Origin of the sequence: Pikeienuella sp., from assembly GCF_046290545.1 — a bacterium.
Classification (GTDB): Bacteria; Pseudomonadota; Alphaproteobacteria; order Rhodobacterales; family Rhodobacteraceae; genus Pikeienuella.
In genome coordinates, this window is the sequence record NZ_JBKAGV010000004.1 from 318,343 (window position 1) to 338,511 (window position 20,169).

Annotated in this window: 17 protein-coding genes; 7 read left to right on the forward strand and 10 right to left on the reverse strand. The window is 69.8% G+C overall.

The genetic code is table 11. From position 1 onward, the window contains the following. Positions 1–12 precede the first annotated feature (12 nt). Complete coding sequence (locus ACE37J_RS02335) at positions 13–708, reverse strand: TetR family transcriptional regulator (protein ID WP_409706415.1); 696 nt, start codon at positions 706–708, stop codon at positions 13–15. A 167-nt stretch (positions 709–875) separates the two neighbouring features. Between ACE37J_RS02335 and ACE37J_RS02340 the strand changes: the two genes are divergently transcribed. The 6 genes from ACE37J_RS02340 to ACE37J_RS02365 all read left to right on the forward strand — a co-directional run bounded on the left by ACE37J_RS02340 (position 876) and on the right by ACE37J_RS02365 (position 7,188). Further along, positions 876–1,697: a sugar phosphate isomerase/epimerase family protein gene (locus tag ACE37J_RS02340; RefSeq protein WP_409706418.1), complete on the forward strand. Its 822-nt coding sequence runs from the start codon at positions 876–878 to the stop codon at positions 1,695–1,697. Between the two features lie 99 nt (positions 1,698–1,796). Continuing rightward, positions 1,797–3,443 (forward strand): ABC transporter substrate-binding protein, encoded by a 1,647-nt coding sequence (locus tag ACE37J_RS02345; RefSeq protein ID WP_409706421.1) that lies wholly within the window; start codon positions 1,797–1,799, stop codon positions 3,441–3,443. After that, positions 3,440–4,426, forward strand: coding sequence for an ABC transporter ATP-binding protein (locus ACE37J_RS02350; protein WP_409706424.1), 987 nt, complete (start codon positions 3,440–3,442; stop codon positions 4,424–4,426). The genes ACE37J_RS02345 and ACE37J_RS02350 overlap by 4 nt, the downstream gene beginning before the upstream one ends. Continuing rightward, on the forward strand, positions 4,423–5,403 hold the full coding sequence (locus ACE37J_RS02355; protein ID WP_409706427.1) for an ABC transporter ATP-binding protein: 981 nt from the start codon (positions 4,423–4,425) through the stop codon (positions 5,401–5,403). Before ACE37J_RS02350 ends, ACE37J_RS02355 begins: the two co-directional genes overlap by 4 nt. After that, positions 5,403–6,338 carry an ABC transporter permease gene (locus tag ACE37J_RS02360; RefSeq protein ID WP_409706430.1) on the forward strand — a complete coding sequence of 312 codons (936 nt, stop codon included), beginning with the start codon at positions 5,403–5,405 and terminating at the stop codon, positions 6,336–6,338. The genes ACE37J_RS02355 and ACE37J_RS02360 overlap by 1 nt, the downstream gene beginning before the upstream one ends. Before the next feature lies 1 nt (position 6,339). After that, entirely contained in the window at positions 6,340–7,188 is an 849-nt protein-coding gene (locus ACE37J_RS02365) for an ABC transporter permease (RefSeq protein WP_409706433.1), read from the forward strand. A 33-nt stretch (positions 7,189–7,221) separates the two neighbouring features. Here the strand turns inward: ACE37J_RS02365 and ACE37J_RS02370 are convergent, their stop codons facing one another. After that, positions 7,222–7,854, reverse strand: a complete 633-nt coding sequence (locus ACE37J_RS02370; RefSeq protein ID WP_409706436.1) for a toxin-antitoxin system YwqK family antitoxin — start codon at positions 7,852–7,854, stop codon at positions 7,222–7,224. A gap of 266 nt (positions 7,855–8,120) precedes the next feature. Here ACE37J_RS02370 and ACE37J_RS02375 point away from each other — a divergent pair, with 266 nt between their 5' ends. Next, positions 8,121–9,608 (forward strand): DUF4157 domain-containing protein, encoded by a 1,488-nt coding sequence (locus tag ACE37J_RS02375; RefSeq protein ID WP_409706439.1) that lies wholly within the window; start codon positions 8,121–8,123, stop codon positions 9,606–9,608. Between the two features lie 15 nt (positions 9,609–9,623). Here ACE37J_RS02375 and ACE37J_RS02380 read toward each other — a convergent pair whose 3' ends face one another. Genes ACE37J_RS02380 through tssB form a run of 8 tightly spaced genes read right to left on the reverse strand, consistent with a single transcriptional unit; the run spans position 9,624 to position 20,074 of the window. Further along, positions 9,624–11,375, reverse strand: a complete 1,752-nt coding sequence (locus tag ACE37J_RS02380) for a type VI secretion system Vgr family protein (protein ID WP_409706442.1) — start codon at positions 11,373–11,375, stop codon at positions 9,624–9,626. A 9-nt stretch (positions 11,376–11,384) separates the two neighbouring features. Continuing rightward, positions 11,385–13,934, reverse strand: coding sequence for a type VI secretion system ATPase TssH (gene tssH / locus ACE37J_RS02385; protein ID WP_409706445.1), 2,550 nt, complete (start codon positions 13,932–13,934; stop codon positions 11,385–11,387). After that, positions 13,934–14,890 (reverse strand): type VI secretion system baseplate subunit TssG, encoded by a 957-nt coding sequence (tssG, locus tag ACE37J_RS02390; RefSeq protein WP_409706448.1) that lies wholly within the window; start codon positions 14,888–14,890, stop codon positions 13,934–13,936. The genes tssH and tssG overlap by 1 nt, the downstream gene beginning before the upstream one ends. Then, positions 14,854–16,764: a type VI secretion system baseplate subunit TssF gene (gene tssF / locus ACE37J_RS02395; protein ID WP_409706451.1), complete on the reverse strand. Its 1,911-nt coding sequence runs from the start codon at positions 16,762–16,764 to the stop codon at positions 14,854–14,856. Before tssF ends, tssG begins: the two co-directional genes overlap by 37 nt. Further along, complete coding sequence (gene tssE / locus ACE37J_RS02400) at positions 16,754–17,218, reverse strand: type VI secretion system baseplate subunit TssE (protein ID WP_409706454.1); 465 nt, start codon at positions 17,216–17,218, stop codon at positions 16,754–16,756. Before tssE ends, tssF begins: the two co-directional genes overlap by 11 nt. Continuing rightward, positions 17,211–17,711: an Hcp family type VI secretion system effector gene (locus ACE37J_RS02405; RefSeq protein ID WP_409706457.1), complete on the reverse strand. Its 501-nt coding sequence runs from the start codon at positions 17,709–17,711 to the stop codon at positions 17,211–17,213. The genes tssE and ACE37J_RS02405 overlap by 8 nt, the downstream gene beginning before the upstream one ends. Before the next feature lie 30 nt (positions 17,712–17,741). After that, positions 17,742–19,244 (reverse strand): type VI secretion system contractile sheath large subunit, encoded by a 1,503-nt coding sequence (gene tssC / locus ACE37J_RS02410; protein ID WP_409706460.1) that lies wholly within the window; start codon positions 19,242–19,244, stop codon positions 17,742–17,744. A gap of 50 nt (positions 19,245–19,294) precedes the next feature. Beyond that, complete coding sequence (gene tssB / locus ACE37J_RS02415; RefSeq protein ID WP_409706463.1) at positions 19,295–20,074, reverse strand: type VI secretion system contractile sheath small subunit; 780 nt, start codon at positions 20,072–20,074, stop codon at positions 19,295–19,297. Positions 20,075–20,169 lie beyond the last annotated feature (95 nt).

Genomic DNA, 20,169 nt, shown 5'->3' on the forward strand with positions numbered 1-20,169 from the left:
CCGGAGACGGGCCTAGAGCGATTCCCCGACAGCTGCGTGACGGGCGCCGAACGGCGTTCGGGAGCCGGGCGGCTCGGGCCGCGCGAACATCGGCGCGGAGACCTCCACGATCCGCTCGATCAGGGCCTCCGGGTCATCCCGCCCCACGCCGCCCCCGGCGAGGAGGCGGGAGCGGGCGCGGTGGCGGGTGATCTGGCTGCGGACGCCGAGCACGGCGTTGACCCGCCAGCCGATCTCCCCCTCGTCGAACCAGGGCGCGATCCGCCGGAGCTGCCGGATGAAGGCGCGGTGATGGTCGAGGCTTTCCGTCATCCGCGCGAAGCGGCCCGGCCGGTCGCTCAGCGTAGCGAGGCCGTGCATGTAGGTGAAGACGCGGTAGCGGCTTTCGGGGTCGAGGCTCCAGCGGATCGAGGGGCCGACAAGCGCGGCGAGCACGCCGGCGAGGCCCGGCGCCTCGGGCCGCCGCCGGTCGATCTCCGCCTGGAGCGCCGTCAGCCGCTCCGCGTTGAGGCGGCGATAGGCGTCCATCGCGGTCGCGGCCACGAGGTCCTCCAGCGAGCCGAAATGATGCGAGACGGAGGAGGCGGCGACGCCCGCCTCCGCCGCGATGGCGCGCACGGTCACGTCGGAGAAGCGGCGCGAGCGGCGGATCACCCGCTCGCAGGACTGGATCAGCCGGACGGAGGTTTCGCATTCGCGCGCGCTCATGGAACCCCGCTTAGGCCGCTCCTGCGACGCTTTGGTGACTTCGCGGGCGGCTTTACCGCGGCGAACGCCGTTCGGGCTTTGTCAGCGAAGGGTTACGGCTTCGAGAAATCCGTGTCGCGGAACGGTGGTCCAAGCCTCGGCGCCGCAACCCGAGGATGACCCCGCCCATGACCGAACCCGCCCTTCCCGCCATCGGCGCCGCGATGCCCATCGCGCTCCTGCCGGTCTATCGCGACTGGCTGATCGAGGCCGACCGCGACCTCGAAATCCAGGACTTCTTCCGGATCGACGCGCTGGAGGACTGGTCGGGCCTCGCCGCCGAGGCGAAGCGCCAGCTCGACGGCTGGCGGGGTCGGCTCGGCATCCACGGCCCCTTCTGGGGCTTCACCATCGCCAGCCATGACGCGGACGTGCGGGCGCTCGTCACCCGCCGGATGCTGAAGGGCCTCGAAGTCTGCGAGGGCCTCGGCGCGACGCAGATGGTGATCCACAGCCCCTACACGACCTGGGACTTCAACAATCTCGACTATACGCCCGGCGCACGCGACGCAGTGGTGGAGCGGGCGCATCAGACGCTCGGCGCCGTCGTGAAGCGGGCGGAGGAGACCGGCGTCACGCTCGTCATCGAGAACATCGAGGACAAGGACCCGAGGGACCGTCTCGCCCTCGCCCGCTCCTTCGATTCGCCCGCAGTCAAAGTCTCGCTCGACACCGGGCACGCCTTCTACGCGCAGGTCTCCACCGGCGGCGCGGCGGTGGACTATCACGTCGCCGTCGCGGGCGAGATGCTCGACCATGTCCATGTGCAGGACGCGGACGGCCATGCGGACCGGCACTGGGCCCCGGGCGAAGGGACGATCCCCTGGCGCGCCGTCTTCACCGCCCTCGCGCGGCTGGAGACGAAGCCGCGGCTGGTTCTGGAGTTGCGCGACAATTCGCGCATCCCGGCCGGCGCCGCGCATCTCGTCGGGCTCGGCCTCGTACGCTGACCCAGAGCCTTCACCAAATCTTCAACCGAGCATCATCGCGAGGACTCGCCTCGCGCCGACCCTGAAAACCCCTGAGCCCCACTTCAGAAGGAGGTCCCGATGACCAGCCTCACTCGCCGTCTCGTCCTCGGCGGCGGCGCCGCCGCGACCGGCGCGCTGATCCTGCCGCGCTTCGCCATCGGCCAGTCCGACCAGCGCCCCTCGATCACCATCGCGGTGCAGAAGGTCTCCAACTCCAACACGCTCGACGTGATGCGCGAGCAGTCCAATGTCGGGGAGCGGATCTTCTTCTCCTCGATCTGGGAGGGCCTGATCGGCCGCGACTGGCTCGGCGGCCTCAAGAGCGTGCCGCTCCTCGCCACCGAATGGCGCCGGATCGACCCGCAGACGGTCGAGCTGAAGCTCCGCCAGGGCGTGAAGTTCCATAACGGTGACGAGATGACGGCGGAGGATGTGGCCTTCACCTTCTCGCGTGAGCGCATGTTCGGCGACACCGAGGCGAAGAACCGCTCCACCATCACGACGCTCGAACAGGGCACGCCGCCCCGCGCCGGCAAGGAACTGCCGACCGAAGTGACGGCCTATGCCCGCAGCGCCTGGCCCGATCTCGTGAAGGTCGAGCCGGTGGACCGCTACACGGTGCGCTTCCACAACGCCTCCCCGGACGTGACGCTGGAGGGCCGCCTCTCCCGCTACGGCTCCGACATCTGCTCGCAGCGCGGCTGGGACGAGGCCTCCTCCTATCTCGACTGGGCGAGGAAGCCCGTCACGACCGGCCCCTACATGGTCGCCGAGTTCTCGCCGGACAGCCATCTCCTCCTCGTCGCGCATGACGAATACTGGGGCGGCCGCCCGCCGCTCGCCTCGATCCGCTTCGTCGAGGTCCCCGAGGTGGCGAGCCGCGTGAACGGCCTCCTCTCCGGCGAATACCAGTTCGCCTGCGACATGCCGCCGGACCAGATCCCCGGCATCGAGGCGAACGCCGCCTTCGAGGTGCAGGGCGGAACGATCCTCAACCACCGCCTCACCGTCTTCGACAAGAACCACGCGCATTTGCAGGACCCGCGGGTGCGCCGCGCGATGACCCACGCGATCGACCGGCAGCTGATCGTCGACGCGCTCTGGGCCGGCCGCACCGTCGTCCCCAAGGGGCTCCAGTGGCCCTATTACGACGACATGTTCATCGAGGACTGGGCGGTTCCCGCCTTCGACCCGGCGCTCGCCGCCGATCTCGTGAAGCAGTCCGGCTACAAGGGGGACCCGATCCCCTATCGGCTCCTGAACAACTACTACACCAACCAGGTCTCGACCGCGCAGATCCTCGTCGAGATGTGGAAGAATGTGGGCCTCAACGTCGAGATCCAGATGGTCGAGAACTGGGGCCAGATCCTCGAACGGGGCGAGACCCGCGCGATCCGCGACTGGTCCAACTCCGCGCCGTTCAATGACCCGGTCTCCTCCATCGTCAACCAGCACGGCCCCAACGGCGGGCAGCAGCAATGGGGCGAGTGGACGAACGCGGAGGCCAACCAGATGTCCGAGGTCATGCTGACCTCGACGGACCGGGCGGCGCGCAAGCAGGCGTTCCGGAGGATGCTGGAAATCTGCGAGCGGGAGGACCCGGCCTTCACCGTGCTCCACCAGAACGCGACGTTCACGGCGAAGCCGAAGTCGATCAGGTGGCAGGCGTCGCCGGCCTTCGCGATGGACTTCCGGCCCGGCAATTTCGAGATGGGACGGTCTTGACCCCTCTCGTCGCCATCTGCGGCCTCTCCGTCTCCTTCGACGGGGCGGCCGCCCTGCACGGCGTCGATCTCTCCATCGCGCCGGGCGAGGCGCTGGGGCTCGTCGGCGAATCGGGTTCGGGGAAATCCGTGACCTGGCTCGCCGCGCTCGGGCTCCTGCCGCCCCATGCGGAGGTTGCGGGCTCCGTCCGGCTCGAAGGGGCGGAGATACTGGGTGCCCCGGCGGCGACGATGGACCGCCTGCGCGGCGGCCGCGTCGCGATGATCTTCCAGGACCCGGCATCCTCCCTCAACCCGGTGCTGACCATCGGCAAGCAGATCGGGGAGGCGCTCGGGCTCCATCGCGGGCTCGACGGGCAGGCGCGGACGGCGGAGGCGAAGCGGCTGCTCGACCTCGTCGGCATGCCGGATTCCGCGCGCCGCCTCTCCGCCTATCCGCACGAGCTTTCGGGCGGGCAGAACCAGCGCGCGATGATCGCCATGGCGCTCGCCGGCCGGCCCGACCTCCTGATCGCGGACGAGCCGACGACCGCGCTCGACGTGACGATCCAGGCGCAGATCCTCGAACTTCTCGCTTCGCTTCGGAAGGAGACGGGCATGGCGCTTGTCCTCATCAGCCACGATCTCGGCGTCGTGGCGGAGACCTGCGACCGTGTCGCGGTGATGTATGCCGGGCGGATCGTGGAGGAGGCGCCGGCGCTCGCGCTCTTCGAGGCGCCGCGCCACCCCTATGCCGAGGGGCTGATCGGCGCGCTGCCGCTGCTCGACGGCCCGCGCCGGCGGCTGACCGCGATTCCGGGCACGGTGCCCGACCCGCGGGAGGCGCCGCCGGGCTGCGCCTTCGCGCCCCGCTGCCCGAAGGCCGCACCCGCCTGCGCCGGGGCGGTCCCTGCGCTGACCGAGGTCGGCCCGGCCCGCCGCGCGGCCTGCTTCTTCCCGCTCCGCTCCGCCCCCTTCCGCGCCGAACGGATGGTGACCGCGTGACGGCGCTGCTGGAGGCGGAGGGGCTCGCGCGCGTCTACGCCTCGCGCCGGGGCGTCTTCGGCCGCCCGGTCGCCGTCCGGGCGGTGGACGATGTCTCGCTCCGCCTCGGGCGGGGGGAGACGCTGGGCGTCGTCGGCGAGTCGGGCTCCGGCAAGTCCACCGCCGGGCGCCTCGTCCTCGGCTTCGAGACGCCGGACGAGGGCGAAGTCCGCTTCGACGGCGCGGCCATGCCCCCGCCCGGCTCGCCCGCATGGCGGCGTCTCCGCGCGCGGATGCAGATGATCTATCAGGACCCGCTCGGCGCGCTCGACCGGCGGCTGACCGTCGCCGCACAGGTGCGCGAACCGCTCGACATCCACGGGATCGGCGCGCCGGAAGACCGCGCCGCGCGGGCGGCGGAGCTGCTCTCCGCCACCGGCCTCTCCGCGCGGATCGGCGCGCGGCGGCCGCACGAGCTTTCCGGCGGGCAGCGCCAGCGCGCGGTGATCGCGCGGGCGCTCGCCACGCGGCCCGATCTTCTCGTCTGCGACGAGCCGGTTTCGGCGCTCGACGTCTCGATCCAGGCGCAGGTGGTGAATCTTCTCTCCGACCTCCAGTCGGAGCTTGGCCTCGCCATGATCTTCATCAGCCACGATCTCCGCGTCGTCCGCCAGATCAGCGCGCGGGTCGCGGTCATGTATCTCGGCCGGATCGTGGAGGAGGGGGCGGCGGACGACATCTTCGCCCGGCCGGTCCACCCCTACACGAAGGCCCTCGTCTCCGCGGCCCCGGCGCCGGGCAAGACCGGCCGGCGCATCCTCCTCGAAGGCGAGCCCCCGAACCCGGCGGCGCGGCCCGACGGCTGCGCCTTCCATCCGCGCTGCGCCGTCGCCGTTCCGCGCTGCCGGGCGGAGGTTCCGTCGCTCGCCGATCTCGGCGCCGGGCGGCGCGCGGCCTGCCATCTCGCCGCGCCGCTTTCCGGGCAGGAGGCCGCCTGATGCTCCGCTTTCTCGCCGTCCGCTTCGGCCGCGCGCTCCTCACCGTCGCGCTCGTCGTCACCTTCGCCTTCGTCGTGCTGCGCCTCTCCGGCGATCCTGCGACGCTGATCCTCGGCCCGGAAGTGCCGCCCGAGGCGATCCGCGCGTTCCGGGAGAGCTGGGGGCTCGACGAGCCGCTCTGGCGCCAATATCTCAGCTATTTCGGGGCGATCGCCTCCGGCGACCTCGGCAATTCGATGCGGGACGGGCGGCCGGCCATCGAGCTGGTGGCGGACCGCATCCCGGCGACGCTGGCGCTGACCGTGCCCGCGCTCCTCCTCAAGATCGGCATCGGCATTCCCGCCGGGGTTTACGCCGCGATGCATCGCGGCGGCCCGATCGACCGGACAGTGATGATGGTCGCCGTCGCGGGCTTCACCGTGCCCTCCTTCGTCCTCGGGCTTCTGCTCGTGATGCTCTTTTCCGTGCAGCTCGGCTGGCTTCCTTCCGGCGGGCGGGACACCTGGCTCCATGCGGTGCTGCCCATCGTCACGATGGGCGTCGGCGGCGCGGCGATCCTCGCCCGGTTCACGCGCTCGGCGATGATCGAGGTGCTGGGCCAGCCCTATATCCGCACCGCCTCGGCCAAGGGCGTGCCCTGGGGCGCGGTGATCCGGGGCCACGCCCTGCCGAACGCGGCGATCCCGACCGTGACCATCGTCGGCTTCATGGTCGGCAGCCTGATCGCGGGGGCGGTGGTGGTGGAGAGCGTCTTCTCCTGGCCCGGGGTCGGGCGGCTCCTCGTCGTCGCCGTCTCGAACCGGGATCTTGCGGTGGTGCAGACCATCCTCCTCCTCGTCGCGGCGACGATGGTGACGGCCAACCTGATCGTCGATCTCCTCTACGGCGCGCTCGACCCGCGGATGCGGCGCGGCGCGGGGCAGGGGGCGCACTGAGATGGCGCTCGCCGAAGCCTCCGCCCCGCGCCCCGGCCTCGCCCGGCCGCCGCTCGGCATCCTCCTCGCGCTCCTCTGGATCGCGCTGATGCTCTTCCTCGCGGTCTTCGGCGACTTTGTGGCGCCGCAGGAATTCACCGCGATGGACCTGATGGCGCGCCTCTCCCCGCCGCTGACGCCGGGCCACTGGCTCGGGACGGACGAGCTGGGGCGGGACGTGCTCTCCCGCCTCATCGCCTCGATCCGCATCTCGCTCATCATCGCCTTCGGCGCGACGCTGATCTCGGCGGCGCTCGGTACGACGCTCGGCTTCCTCGCGGCGCATTTCCGCGGCTGGGTGGAGCAGGCGGTGCTGATGCTCGCGGATTTCCAGGCGGCGATGCCGTTCCTGATCCTCGCCCTCGCCGTGCTCGCCTTCTTCGGCAACGACCTGACGCTGCTGGTCCTGCTGATGGGCCTCTATGGCTGGGAGCGCTATGCGCGCATCGCCCGCGGCCTCGCCATTTCCGCCGGGGCGCAGGGCTACGCCAACGCGGTGCGCCAGCTCGGCGGGACGCCGCGGCGGGTCTATCTGCGGCACATCCTGCCGAACATCGCCTCCACCCTCATCGTCTCGATGACGCTGGTCTTCCCCGAGGTGATCCTGCTCGAATCCGGCCTCTCCTTTCTCGGTCTCGGCGTGCAGCCGCCGATGACGAGCCTCGGCAACATGGTCGGCTATGGCCGCGAATACATCACCCGCGCGCCGTGGATCCTTCTTTCCCCCGCCGTCGTGATCGTGCTGACGACGCTCGCCGTCTCCTCCCTCGGCGACTGGCTGAGGGACCGGCTGGACCCGACGACGCGCTGAAGCGGGCGGCGCGGCCGAAGCGCCGGAAGGCCGTCAGAGCTTGTCGAAGAAGGCGCTGCGGAAGGCCGCCACCCGCGCCGCCTCTTCGTCTCCTTGCGCGGGGCCGGGGGCGCCGGGGCCGGCCGCCGCTTCCGGCGCGGCCTCGATCTTCACGCCGCGCCGGAAGGTCTGCCGCGCGGCGACCTCGCCATCGGGGCCGAAATCCGCGGCCTCGCCGTCCACCAGCCCGTCGACATAGGGGATGGCCTTGAGCCGCTTCCCGTCGGGGCCGAAAAGCTCCATGACGCCATGCCGGGCTCCGCCGCGATGCGGGATCAGGGCCGAGAGTGTCCCGTCCGGGCCATAGACCCGCATCTCCCCCTCCAGCCGGTCCTCCCGATAGGGCGCTTCGAGTTGCAGGACGCCGTTCTCGTAGCGGCGCATCGCGCCGTGCCGCCGCCCGGCGCGCCACATGATCTCGAGCGCGAGGGCTCCGGCCTCGTCGAGGGTCCGGTCCGGCCCATCGAGTTCGCCCGCCTCGAACCGGGCGTCGCGCACAAGGCGCCCGGACGGGTCGAAGACGCGGAACGGGCCGTGCAGCACGCCGTTCCGGAAATGCGCCTCCTCGAGGATCGCCCCGTCCTTGTCGCGCTTCAGCGCGCGAGCGCTTCCGTCCTGCGCGACCATGAGTGCTCGCCCCGTCGTCTCCTCGCCCGTAAGCCGAGTAGTAGCGTGCGCCCGCGTGGCGGGGAAGCGTCGTCTCCGGTCTGAAAAATGGGTTCGCGCAATACGTGTTGAAATGGTAATCTCACACAAGGTCTGAGGAGTGGCGCTCGATGCCTTCGAACGTGATCCAGGGGCGGTTTCAAGGGCCGGCGGCCAGACCGGCGCATGGCGTTCGTGCGCCGGGGGCGGCGGGGCAGGGCGCGATACAGCGGCAAGGCGCCGGCGCCATGGCCGTCGACGCGGCGATCCTGCGCACTCAGGGCCCCGGAGCCGCGCTGCCGCCGGACGTTCGCCGCCATATGGAGACGACGTTCGGGGCCGACTTTTCGTCCGTGCGCGTCCATGTCGGGCCGCAGGCGGAGCGGATCGGCGCCATCGCCTTCACCTCCGGCGCGGACATCTACTTCGCGCCGGGCCGATATCAGCCGGAGACGCCGGCGGGGCGCAGGCTCCTCGGCCATGAACTCGCCCATGTCGTGCAGCAGCGGCAGGGCCGGGTGCGCAACCCGGCGGGGGGCGTCGCCATCGTGCAGGACGCGGCGCTGGAGGCGGAGGCGGACCGGATGGGGGACCGCGCCGCCGCCGCGCCGCTCCAGATGAAGCCGGCCCGGCCGGAGCCGCCGAAGACCCACAGGCTGATCGTGAGCGAATCCCGTCATCGCGGGCTGAACGCCAACCGGCTCGCGCCGGAGGCTGCCTCGCACAGCGCAGTGACGCTCGTCCGCCCGAGCGGGGCGCGGGAGACGTTCTCCTTCGGGCCGCGGGAGCATCTTGCGCCGAACAATGCGGCGAACGTGCAGCGCCTCCGCGCCGGCGTGCCCGGCGTGGTGCGGCGGGAGACCGGAGGCGCGGCGCCGCGCGGCGCGGGCGTGCGGGAGATCGCGATCACCGCGGATCAGGCGCGCGCGGCGGAGGCGGCGATCCGGACGCAGGGGGCGGGAACGTTCCGGCTGGGGCGGGACGATTGCCACGGGTTCGTCGCGAAGGTGGCGGAGCGGGCTCTCGCCGCGGGCGGCGCGTCGACGCCGCGGCCCGGGGCGGCCGGGGCCGGCGGCTCGGGGCTTCTTCTCAAGAGGGCGCTCGCTCGCCTCGCCGTAGCGAAGGACGCTTCGAGGAAGCCGATACAGCCGTTTCGTGCGCCGTTTCGCTCCAATGTTCTCCAGCGGATGGATGATGAGGAATACGTGCCGCCGCATCTTCGAAAGAAGAAAAAGCAACTCAGGTTCAGTTTCCGCGCACAGACGCCGGAGAATGTCATACGAGCCACGGCTCACAAAATGGCGCATCCGGACCTCAGTAGATTCACTGAGGTGTTTACGTGCAGGAAATGCCACCGTGTGCTTGCCTATTGCGACCTCGCCGGAAAATTTTACCTCACGAACTACACATATATCAGCAAAGAGAATAAGAATAAGCACAAGCAGCGCTCGCTGGCGCTCGATCACTATCCGCCGTGGGCGCCACGGCTGAAGAAACTGACGAAAGCCAAGGCTTCGGCCGAGGAAATGCGGGAAGACTATCAGGACGAGACGCGACTGCGCGCCATCTGCAAGGTCTGCAACGAGAGCCATGAATACGAAGAAGACGAAGAGCTCTCAGACTATGACAGCGACGAGGACGATTTCGACCCGCCGCGAACCCCGAAGCATGAGTCGCCGCATAATCCCGGATCTTTCACGGGTTACTACGACAAGACATTCTTGAGCGGCTTCTGATCGCGCGGGCGGCCCTCAATTGATCTGAACCGTCCCGCCCTTCACCGTCAGCGCGCCGCCGCCGTCCACCGCGCCGCTCGCGGAGCCCTTGAGGCTGAACGTGGAGCCGCCCTTCATGTCGAGCGAGCTTCCCGCCTCGAGTGTGGCGCCGGAGCCCGCCTTGAGCTCGAGCGAGCCGCCCGCGCTGATCGAGATCGAGCCGTCGGACTTGATGGTGATGTCGCCCTTCACCTCGATGGTGAGGGAGCCGGTGGAGACGGTGAGCTTGTCGTCGCCCTTCTCCAGCGTGACCGTCCGGTTCTCGACGATCTCGACATTCATGTCCTTCTGGGCGTGGAGATAGACTTCCTCCTCGCCCGCCTTGTCCTCGAAGCGGAGCTCGTTGAAGCCCTCCGCATCCTTGGAGCTGTTCGACTTGACGGTCGTCTTCGTCTGTTCGCCGGGCAGCTCGTAGGGCGGCACGTTGTCCGCGTTGTAGACGACGCCGGTGACGAGCGGGCGGTCCGGGTCCCCGTCGAGGAAGCTGACGACGACCTCGGAGCCGATCCGCGGCACGAAGAGCGCGCCCCAGCCGGCCCCGGCCCAGCCCTGCGCGACGCGGAGCCAGCATGAGCTGTTCTCGTCCGACTCGCCCAGCCTGTCCCAGTGGAACTGGACCTTGATGCGGCCGTGCTTGTCCGTCCAGATCTCTTCTCCGTCCTTGCCGACGACCTTCGCGGTCTGCGGCCCGGGCATCCGGGGGCGGGGCGTCGCGAGAGGCGGGCGCCAGGCCATCTCCTTCGGCTGCGCCTCGAACCGGTTCGAATAGAGCCGCCGCTCCGCCTCATGCGTCACGGCGCGGATCAGATAGTCCTGGTTGAGCGCCGATGACGGATGATCCGAGAGCGCGAAGGTCGCGCCCGACGCCATGAGCCGGAGCGGCGAGGCGCCCTCGATGGCGAAGGCTTCCGCCTCCAGCGCGGCGAGGCGGCGCGTCACCGCGCTTTCGCCGTTGGCGGTCGTCGGATAGCGGCCGGGATAGACGTAATGCCCGCCGCCGTCCCCCACCGAGACCTCCAGCGTCTCGGCCGGCGTCTCGAAATTGTAGTCCCGCGCCGAAACCAGCGCCGCGGCCATTTCCGACCGTTCGGCGAGGGACTGGATGCGCCGGTCCTCGGCGAAATCCGCGGTCCGGGGCAGGGGGAGGAAGGGCACGGCCCCGCCCGGCACCGCGGCGCAGGCGCTGACATCGTCGAAGATCACGAGGTCATGCTTCGCCGTATCGTGCGCGAAGAAATAGCCGAGCCCCTCCTCCTCCAGCAGGCGGGAGACGAAGGCGAAATCGGTCTCGCCGAACTGCACGCAATAGGGCCTCGGCTCCAGCGTTCCGGTCAGCGCGAAGCGGTAGTCGGGGAAGCCCGCGTCGTCGAAGACCTGCGTCACGATCTCCTCGGTCGTCTTCTCCTGGAAGATCCGGTTGTCGCTCCGGAGCGTCAGGAGCGAGAGCCAGGGCCTGACGAGGAGCGAGACGGCGGAGCCGGAGCGGCGGACGGACCAGACGCGGCCGTGCAGCCGCCGCTCGATCCCCTCGCCCCCAGTCAGGCGGATCGCGGCGGGCTCGCCGAGAAGGCCGGCGACATCCGGCGCGCCCTCCGCCTCCGCCTCCAGCTCGAACCGGAACGGAGCCGAAAGCCGCTCCTCGCCGGAGAGTCGCAGGAGGATCAGCGCGTCCTCCCCGAGTTCGGTCGAGAGCGCGAGGGAGGCGGCGGCCTGCGTCGGGTCGGACATGGCGGGAGCCTAGCGCTTCGTGAGCGCGAAGTCGCCGCCCGGATCGAGCCCGATATGGATTTCGCGCAGGGGCGCCTCATTCACCACGCCTTCGAGCATCGCCTCCGCGATCGTCGGCGCGAGGTTGTTGGAGATGATCGCATCGATGTTTCGCGCGCCGCTTTCCGTATCGGTCGCGCGGGCGACGATGGCGTCGATCACCGCCCGGTCATAGGTAAGCTCGGCGCGGTGCACGGCGGCCAGCCTGTCCCCAAGCCGGCCGAGCTTCATCGAGGCGACGCGCGCGAGCTCGGCGGGGCCGAGCGGCAGGAACGGCGCGACCGTCAGCCGCCCGAGAAAGGCGGCGGGGAAGCGACGAAGGAGCGCCGGGCGGATCCGCGCCGCGAGCGCCTCCGGGTCGACGATTCCCGAGGCGGCGGCCTCCACGATCTCCATATCGCCGACATTCGACGTCAGGATGATGAGCGTATTGCGGAAATCGACGAGCTGGCCCTCGCTGTCCTCGATCACGCCCTTGTCGAAGATCTGGTAGAAAAGCTCGATCACGTCGCGGTGCGCCTTCTCGATCTCGTCGAGAAGAAGCACGGAATAGGGCCGCCGGCGCACCGCCTCCGTCATCACGCCGCCGCCGCCATAGCCGACATAGCCGGGCGGCGCGCCCTTGAGGCCGGAGATCGAATGCGCCTCCTGATATTCGGACATGTTGACGGTGATGAGCGCGCGCCGGCCTCCGAAGAGCATCTCCGCAAGGCTCGTCGCCGTCTCCGTCTTGCCGACGCCGCTCGGCCCGGCGAGGAGGAAGACGCCGGTGGGCTTCTCGGGCTCGCCGAGCTGCGCGAAATAGGTCTGCGCCCTTCGCGCGATCACGCCGAGGGCGCCGTCCTGGCTGACGATCCGCTCCCTGAGGCGGGAGAGCAGATCGGTCGCACCGCTCGCGCCGGCGCGCAGCATCTCCCCCGCCGGAATGCCCGTGAGGGAGGAGACGACATCCCCCACCGCCTCCGCATCGACGAAGGCGTGGACGAGCGGCCCGCCCTCCTCGCGCAGCGTGTCGAGCTGGAGCCGGAGGTTGTTCGCCGCCTCGACCAGCGCCGGGTCGTCCGGCCCCTCCCCCGCGTCGAGCTCGATCAGCTTGCGCGTCAGGCGCCTCTCCTCGCGCCAGCGCGCCTCCAGAACGCTCGCGCTCTCCTCAAGCCGGCTGCGCTCGGCGGCGAGGGCGCGGCGCCGCTCCCGCGAATCCTCGTCGTCGAGGATGCGGCCCTCGCGTTCGAGCCGGGCATGTTCGATGGCGATGGCTTCGAGCTGCGCGCGCGCGCCCTCCAGCGCGGCCGGCGCCTCGGACTGGCTCATCGCGACGCGGGCGCAGGCCGTGTCGAGCACGCTGATCGCCTTGTCGGGCAATTGCCGGTCGCTGATATAGCGGTCCGAGAGCCGCACCGCCTCGCGCAGCCCCTCTTCGAGGACGCGGACGCCGTGATGCGCCTCCAGCCGGTTCACCGCGCCGCGCAGCATCTCCAGCGCCGTGTCGGTCGAGGGTTCGGAGACGCGGACGACCTCGAAGCGCCGGGCGAGGGCCGGGTCCTTCTCGATATGGCGCTTGTATTCGCGCCATGTCGTCGCCGCGACGCAGCGGAGCGCGCCGCGCGCAAGGGCCGGCTTGAGGAGGTTTGCGGCGTCGCCCTCGCCCTTCTGCCCGCCGGCGCCGAGGAGCATGTGCGCCTCGTCGATGAAGAGGACGATGGGCCGCGGCGAGGCCGTCACCGCATCGACGACGTTCTTGAGCCGCTGCGCGAACTCGCCCCGCACGCCCGCGCCGGCCTGGAGCGCGCCGAGATCGAGCGCGAGGAGCCTGACGCGGCGCAGCGCCTCCGGCGCCCTCCCGGCGACGATGTGCTGCGCCAGCCCCTCGACCACCGCCGTCTTGCCCACCCCGGCCTCCCCGGTCAGGATCGGGTTGTTCTGCCTGCGGCGGAGGAGCACGTCGATCAGCCGCCGCACCTCCGCATCCCGCCCGACGACGGGGTCGATCGCCCCCGCCCGCGCATCGGCGGTCAGGTCGCGGGCGTAAAGCGTCAGCGGATCGTCCCGCCGCGCCGGCGCCTCCTCCTCCGCATCGTCGGGCCCGGCCTCCGCCTCCGCGCGGGCGAGGCCGAGGAGGGGGGAGAGGGGGAGAATGCGGCCGCGCAGCGCCTCGTCCGCGAGCATGGCCTTCACGAGCTCGGCCGGCCCGATCCGCTCCGCGCCGACATGCGCCGAGGCGACGATCCAGGCTTCCTTGAGCGCGCGGACGATGCCGGACGAGATCGTGGCGTCGCGCGATACGCCGTCCGGCCCCGCCGCGACCGCGGCGCGAAGATCGGCGCGGGCGCGGGCCGCATCGACGCCGCAGCGTTCGAGATGCCGGGCCGCCGGGCCCTCGTCATCCTCGAGAAGCTCGACAAGGAGGTGCTCGGGTTCGATGAACTGGAGCCTCCGCGCCTGGCAATGCTCCGCCGCGCGATTCAGCGCCTCGCGCGCGGCGCAGTCGAGCCGGTCGAAGAGAATGCCGATCTCGGACATCAGCCGCCCGCCTGCATCGTGCGAAGGCGGAGCCGGGCCGCGCCCTCGCGCCGGCGCGCCCGCGGGTCGAGAAAGCTCGTCCAGCCGAGTTGCGGCGGCCGCGCGCGGGAGAGGCGCGCGGGCGGCGTCTCCTTCGCCTCGACGACAAGCTTCAGGCTCGCCTCGCAGGTCGTCGGCAGCGTGGCCGCGGCGAGTTCGGCGGCGACGTGATGCCTCGCGCCGCCGGGCAGGAGGCTGCGGAACGCCTGTTCGTCCATCGGGCCGAGCGTGAGCTCGACCCCCGCATCCTGCAGCCAGGCGCGACGGCCGAGGGAGGACCGGCCGAGCCGCGCGCCGGCTCCGCGCGCGCGGATCGGCGTCCTGTCCCGCTCGCCGAAGGGCGCCCAGCCGCCGATGAAGGACCGGCCCTTCGCCCCCGTGCGGAAGATCGTCGCGAAGGCCCGCTCCACCGCATGCATGCTGATCGGGCGCTGGTTCAGGAGCCCGGCGAGGCTCATGAGGGCGCGGACGGAGGCGGTCGGCGGCTCCGCGCCCGCCCGGCCCGCGAGGGCCCGGATCGCGCGCCCCTGCGCCGTCTCCGCCGGGTCCCCGGCCGCGGTGGGCGCTTCGAGGCGGGCGATCTCGAGGAAGAGCGCGAAGAGACGGTTTCCGAACACGTCGAAGAAGTCGGCGGCATGGCGCTTCTCCGCCGCGTTCCGCGCCAGAGGCTCCGGCAGCGGCCCGCCCGGCCCGAAGAGCGAGAAGGCGCCGGAAACGAGGGTCGCCGTATCGCCCTCTCTCTCGAACGCCTCGACGTCGCCCTCCGCGAAGCCCGACTTCAGCGGCGCCCGGACGCGCAGCTTCAGCCCCGGCGTCGCCTCTATCGCGCGCACGGCCGCCAGCAGCTCGAAGCCCTGCGGCTCCCGCTGCAGGCGCGCGGTCAGATCAGAATCTGTTCGCCTGCCGTCGGCGGCCATTTCGCCCATTCTCCTTCGCGCTCCGAGCGGATGACGCGCAATGTGCAGAAAGAGTTCACCGCCGCATAGAGCCCGAAGAACCGGGCGAGAACGGCGCCGAAGAGAAAGGCGGAGCCCTCGTCGGCGAAGCAGTCCTTATCGAGCCGCAAGGTCGCCTCCACCCCGCGGCAGAAGCCGCGCCAGCCGTCCTTTCCGAACCGCTCCGTGACGCGGGCCCCGGAAAGGCCGGCGACGCCCTCGATCTGGCGACGCGCGGCGCGCGCCTCGTCCGGGCAGTAGAGCCGCAGATGTTCGCGCAGCGCCGCCGCCGCGTCCGCGCCCTCGACGAAGGAGAGCTGGTTCACCGAGATGTGGGAGACGAGGCGCCAGAGCCCGGCGTTGACCGGCGGCGCCGGTATCTGCGGCGTCGGGCGGACGGACCAGAACACGCCGTCCACCGGCGCGTCGAACTCGAGCCCGAGCCGCTTTCCGTCGCCCGCCGGGTCCCAGTCCATCGTCGTTGACGACGGGATCGTCTCGGCAAGGCCGCGATTGGTGCAGAGGAGATGCGCGAATGCGACCTCCGCCTTCGGCTTTCCCGTATCGTATCCGGAATCCCGGAACGAGATGAACATGTCCGACCCGGCGCGCCCGAGGCCGGCGCCCGGCTGCCTTCGCGCCGTCCACCATGTCCGGTCGGGCGCCCCGGCGTCCGCATGGTCGAAGGAGAAGAAGGGCGTCATGGTCTCGCCGTCGATGTCGCCGGTCGCGGCGGTCGTGACCTTTTCGATGCTGTAGATCTCGGTGCTCTGCTCACGGCGATGATCGGGGGTGACCGGATATTCCACGCGCTTCCTGTCGACCCGGATCGGCTCGCTGACCCGCCTGAAGAGGTTGACGACCGGCGCGGCGCCGAGCTCGAACGGCGCCGAATGATCCAGCGGCGGCGGCTCGTCCTCCAGCAGGATCACGAGGTCGAGCAGCCGCCCCGCGGCGCCCGCGGCCCCGGAGAGGCCGCAGATGTCGAAGAAGAGGAACTTCTCGGGGAAGGTGAAGTATTCGCGGACGAGGCGGTGCCCGTGATGCGCGGACTCGGGCTGCGGCAGGAGCGCCTCAGTCTCCGCGAAGCCGACGGGCCGCAGCGCATCCGCCGGCAGACGGAAGGCGGGGCCCTCGATGACGTCGCCGAGGCCCGGGGCCGCCTCGCCGACCTGCTGCGGGGCGACGGCCCAGACGGCGCGCGGCTTCGCCGCGCCCGCCTGCCTGAACAGGGCCTCGTAGATCGCCGCCGCGACCTTCCGCGAGCCGCCGATGCGGAAGCGGAGCGCGGGCGGCGGCGCGTCCGCGATCGTCTCGCTGGTCTTGCCGACCGCCTCCAGCCGGATGCGGAGGAGGCGCCGCGCGCCGGCCTCCCGCGCCAGGAACGGGTAGAGTTCCGGCTGCGGCGCGTCCGCCGCCGCGACGCGGAGCGGCCAGAGCGTGACGTCCCATCCCGTCCGGAACCGGCATGTCGCGCCGACGCTCGTGGTCGCCGTCACCTCCTCGCCCCGCTTCACGACGAAGCCGTGCGCGCGGCGGGACTGGTCGGGATCGACCCGGAATCGCACGATACCCATCGAAGGCGTCGGCGCCGTCAGATGGGGATAGAGCGTGTCCAGCATCCCCGCGCCGAGCCGCGGCAACTGTTTCGCCACCACGCTCCGCAACCGGCCGGTGAGAAAGGCGAAGGCCTCGATCAGCCGCTCGACATGCGGGTCCTCCGAAGGCTCCCGCCCGAAGGCGAGCCCGGCGGCGACCTGCGGATGGCGATGCGCGAAGGCGCCGGCATCCTCCCGCAGCCCCTCGAGTTCGGAGAGATACCAGGCCAGCGCCTCTTCGCGGTCGTCAGCGGGCATCGCCTTGCTTCTTTTCGTCCTCGACGACGAAATGGAAGGGCTCCACCACCGCGCCGAGCCTGTAGGCGCCGGAGAGGGAGACCTTCGCGCCGCCGGCGCGGCCTCCCGTGGGCACGATGGCGATCTCGACATCCTCGAGCCGCGGCTCGAAGGCGCGCACGGCCCGTTTCAGCTCCTCCGCATGGCGCAGCCGTTCATCGGCCGAGGAGATGCGCACGTCCTCAAGCGCGGCGACGCCGTAGTCGACGACCGTGCGCGCCTCCGCCGCCCTGCCGAGGGCGGAGGCGGGAGCGCGCACCGAAAAAAGCGCCCTGAGCGAGGCCGCGATGGCCTCGCCCAGCCCGTCCATGTCGTGGATGAGCCGCCCGGGGCCCGTGCGGTCGTCGAGCAGCCGCTCGAACAGAAGCCCGTGGGCGCCGTCGATGCGCCGGAGCGGCCTTTCCCTCTCAGGCAACTTTCTGCGCCACGAGGTCGTGGCTCGTCGGTTCCGCGCCGCCGGCGGTGCCGTCCTCTTCCTTCTGCGGCTTGTAGGTGTAGGTCACCTTGCCGTAGTTGAAGGAGATCGTCTCCGTCGGGATGTCGCCCGTGCCGCCGCCGATGCTGACATTGGAGACGATCACGCCCTCCATGTCGACCTGGAGATAGAGCACCGGCTGGTTGTCGCCGTCCGCCCGGTAGCAGGTCAGCGTGCACTTCTCGATCTGGTTGCCCTGCCAGCAGGTCTTCAGCAGGTCGTCCGTCGAACTGTCGGTGTACTTCGTGAAGGAGAAGTCGCTGTGGTTCGCCTGCTCCACGGTGCCGGAGCCAGCCGAGCTCCGCGTCGCGGAGGTCGGCTGGTTGAAGGCGTGGCTCCAGGAGAGGACCTGGATCTCCTCCTTGTGGTTCTCGTCGGTCGACTCGCCCTTGATGTCCGGCCCTGTGATCTTCAGGAACATGTTGGCGGCCATGGCTCACCCCCTATCTTGTTTTTGCGCGCGTCAGGCCGCCGGAGCCGGAAGCTCGGCGACCAGTCGGATCGAGGTGGAAAGCTCCTCGAGCTGGAAATGCGGCCGGAGGAACAGGACCGCCGAATAGGCGCCCGGCCTGCCGGGGATCGGGCGAACGTCCACCCGCGCCTCGCGCAGCGGATATTTCGCCTTGATCGACTGTCCGGCGTCGTCCTTGCCGAGGACATAGTCGGAGATCCAGGTCGTCAGGTAGTCCCGGACATTGTCCTCCGTCATGAAGGAGCCGATCTTGTCCCGCATGATGACCTTCACGTAATGCGCGAAGCGGGACGCATTGAGCATGTAGGGCAGCATCGCGGAGAGCCGGGCGTTCGCGTTCGCCTGGTTGGTGTTGTAGGTGATCGGCTCGTTCGTCGTCCGCCCGCCGAAGAACGCCGCGTAGTCCGTGTTCTTGCAGTGCATGAGCGTGATGAAGCCGAGCTCGTCCAGCTCCTTCTCCCGCCGGTCCGTGATCGGCGTCTCGGTCGGGCATTTGAGGGCCGCGTCGCCGTTCATCGTCTTGAACGTGTGGGTCGGCAGCCCTTCCACCTTGCCCCCGCCCTCGACGCCGCGGATCGCCGCGGTCCAGCCGTGGAGCGAGAAGGCCATCGCGATCCGTTCGGCCAGAACGAAGGCGGGGTTGCCCCAGAGGAATTTCGAATGCGTCTCCAGCGTGTTCGGGTTCGAGACATCCTCGCGGAAGGCGATCCCCTCCACCTTCTGCATCCCGTTGTCCGGGCCATAGGGGAGCCGCATCAGCACCCGCGGCAGCGCCAGCGCGACATAGCGGCTGTCCTCGCTCTTGCGGAAGGAGCGCCACTTGATGAGCTCCGCGCTCTCGAAGATCTTCGAGAGGTCGCGCGGGAGGGGCAGTTCGCGGTGGCTCTCCATGTCGAAGAGCTCGGGCGCGGCGGCGGCGACGAAGGGCGCATGGGCGGCCGCGGCGACTTCCGCCATCTTCTCCAGAAGGACGAAGTCCTCCGTCGAGCGGCCGAAGGAGATGTCGCCCACCAGCATCGAATAGGGCGCGCCGCCGAAGGTCCCGTATTCCTCTTCGTAGACCTTCTTGAAGAGCGCGCTCTGGTCGAACTCGATCGCCTTGTCGAGATCGTCCGTCAGCTCCATCTGTGAAACGTTGAGCACGCGGATCTTGAGCCTAGTTCCTGTCTCGGCTTTGAACACTAGATAGTGCAGTCCGCGCCAGGTCGCTTCGGCCTCCTGAAACGCCTTGTGATGCAGGACCGCGTTGAGCTGCTTTTCGATCTGCTCGTCCATATCGGCTATGATGGTGGTGATGTACTCGACAAGACTCCTGTTCGGAGGCGGCGTCTTCTCCATGACCTTGCTGACAAATTCCTGCACGAGGTTGCGCGCATACGTCTGAAGCTCCTCGCCAGCATCCGCGCGGGCGATACGCCCTTCCCTGATGATCTGGTCAAGCAGGGTCGGGTTGGCGTCGTCTTCGTCGTTCTTGGTCGGTTCGGTCTCCGCCATGTCGATCCATCCTTCTCCGTGTTGCGGCGCAAGGCGCCAAGCGTCCGAGCTTACTTCTTGCCTTTGGCCGTCGCGTCGGCGGGAGCCGCTGCGGGTGTTTTCGCCTCAATTTCGGCGATAACCATCTTCAGCTTGGCCTCGTCCCCGACCGTCTTCTTGAGCGTCTCGTCCAGCGTCGAATTGCCGTCCAGTTTCAGGAGGAAATCGCGAAGCCTGTTGCGCGCCTCCAGAATCTTCTTCAGCTCCGGGATCTTGTCGATCAGCTTGATCGGGCTGAATTCCTCGAAGTCCGAGAAGGTGAGATCGACAGCGATCTTGTTCACCGCCTTGCCATCCGACCCGGGCGGCTCCATTACGTTGTCAACGTCGAACTTCACTCGCGGCGCCGCCTCGGCGAGCACCTTGTTGAAATTGTCCCGGTCGATCTCCACGAAGTCGCGCTTCGCGAGCGGATCCAGCTTTCCGGCGCGGCGCCGCAGCGCCTCGACGATCAGATCCTTCGCGGTCGCCTTCGCCTTTTCCAGCTCCTCCGGCTCCATCTTGTCCGCGCGAAGGTCCTGCATCTTCGCTCTGAGCTTCGCGCTGGAATAGGGAAGATTGGCGAAGGGCTTCGGGTCCTTCATCAGCTCCTCGAGCTGCGCCTCGGCCTCCGCCGCGATCGCCGCCTCGTCAGGCTCCGTCACGCCGCGCTGCTTCGAGAGGTCGGCGATCACGCCGATCACGAAGGGAAGCTCCTTCTTCTGGATCGCGTCGCCAATTTCGACATCGTAGGTGATCTGAACGCGCGGCGGTCTCACACGTGAGATCTTGTGCTGGATGCTTTCGGCCATCGCGAGTTAACCTTTCGTTTCGATTTTCCGACGCGGGTACTTGAGATAGACGGCGGAATTGACGCAACGCTACAGCCGAATCGCCTATGAGGCGA

Coding starts and splice junctions, on each gene's coding strand:
- ACE37J_RS02405 (WP_409706457.1), bottom strand. CDS start 17,711: ATGGCCGCCAACATGTTCCTGAAGATCACAGGGCCGGACATCAAGGGC.
- ACE37J_RS02370 (WP_409706436.1), bottom strand. CDS start 7,854: ATGGTCGCGCAGGACGGAAGCGCTCGCGCGCTGAAGCGCGACAAGGAC.
- tssG (WP_409706448.1), bottom strand. CDS start 14,890: ATGGCCGCCGACGGCAGGCGAACAGATTCTGATCTGACCGCGCGCCTG.
- ACE37J_RS02375 (WP_409706439.1), top strand. CDS start 8,121: ATGGCCGTCGACGCGGCGATCCTGCGCACTCAGGGCCCCGGAGCCGCG.
- ACE37J_RS02380 (WP_409706442.1), bottom strand. CDS start 11,375: ATGTCCGACCCGACGCAGGCCGCCGCCTCCCTCGCGCTCTCGACCGAA.
- ACE37J_RS02360 (WP_409706430.1), top strand. CDS start 5,403: ATGCTCCGCTTTCTCGCCGTCCGCTTCGGCCGCGCGCTCCTCACCGTC.
- ACE37J_RS02365 (WP_409706433.1), top strand. CDS start 6,340: ATGGCGCTCGCCGAAGCCTCCGCCCCGCGCCCCGGCCTCGCCCGGCCG.
- tssB (WP_409706463.1), bottom strand. CDS start 20,074: ATGGCCGAAAGCATCCAGCACAAGATCTCACGTGTGAGACCGCCGCGC.
- ACE37J_RS02345 (WP_409706421.1), top strand. CDS start 1,797: ATGACCAGCCTCACTCGCCGTCTCGTCCTCGGCGGCGGCGCCGCCGCG.
- tssF (WP_409706451.1), bottom strand. CDS start 16,764: ATGCCCGCTGACGACCGCGAAGAGGCGCTGGCCTGGTATCTCTCCGAA.
- ACE37J_RS02340 (WP_409706418.1), top strand. CDS start 876: ATGACCGAACCCGCCCTTCCCGCCATCGGCGCCGCGATGCCCATCGCG.
- ACE37J_RS02335 (WP_409706415.1), bottom strand. CDS start 708: ATGAGCGCGCGCGAATGCGAAACCTCCGTCCGGCTGATCCAGTCCTGC.
- tssH (WP_409706445.1), bottom strand. CDS start 13,934: ATGTCCGAGATCGGCATTCTCTTCGACCGGCTCGACTGCGCCGCGCGC.
- tssC (WP_409706460.1), bottom strand. CDS start 19,244: ATGGCGGAGACCGAACCGACCAAGAACGACGAAGACGACGCCAACCCG.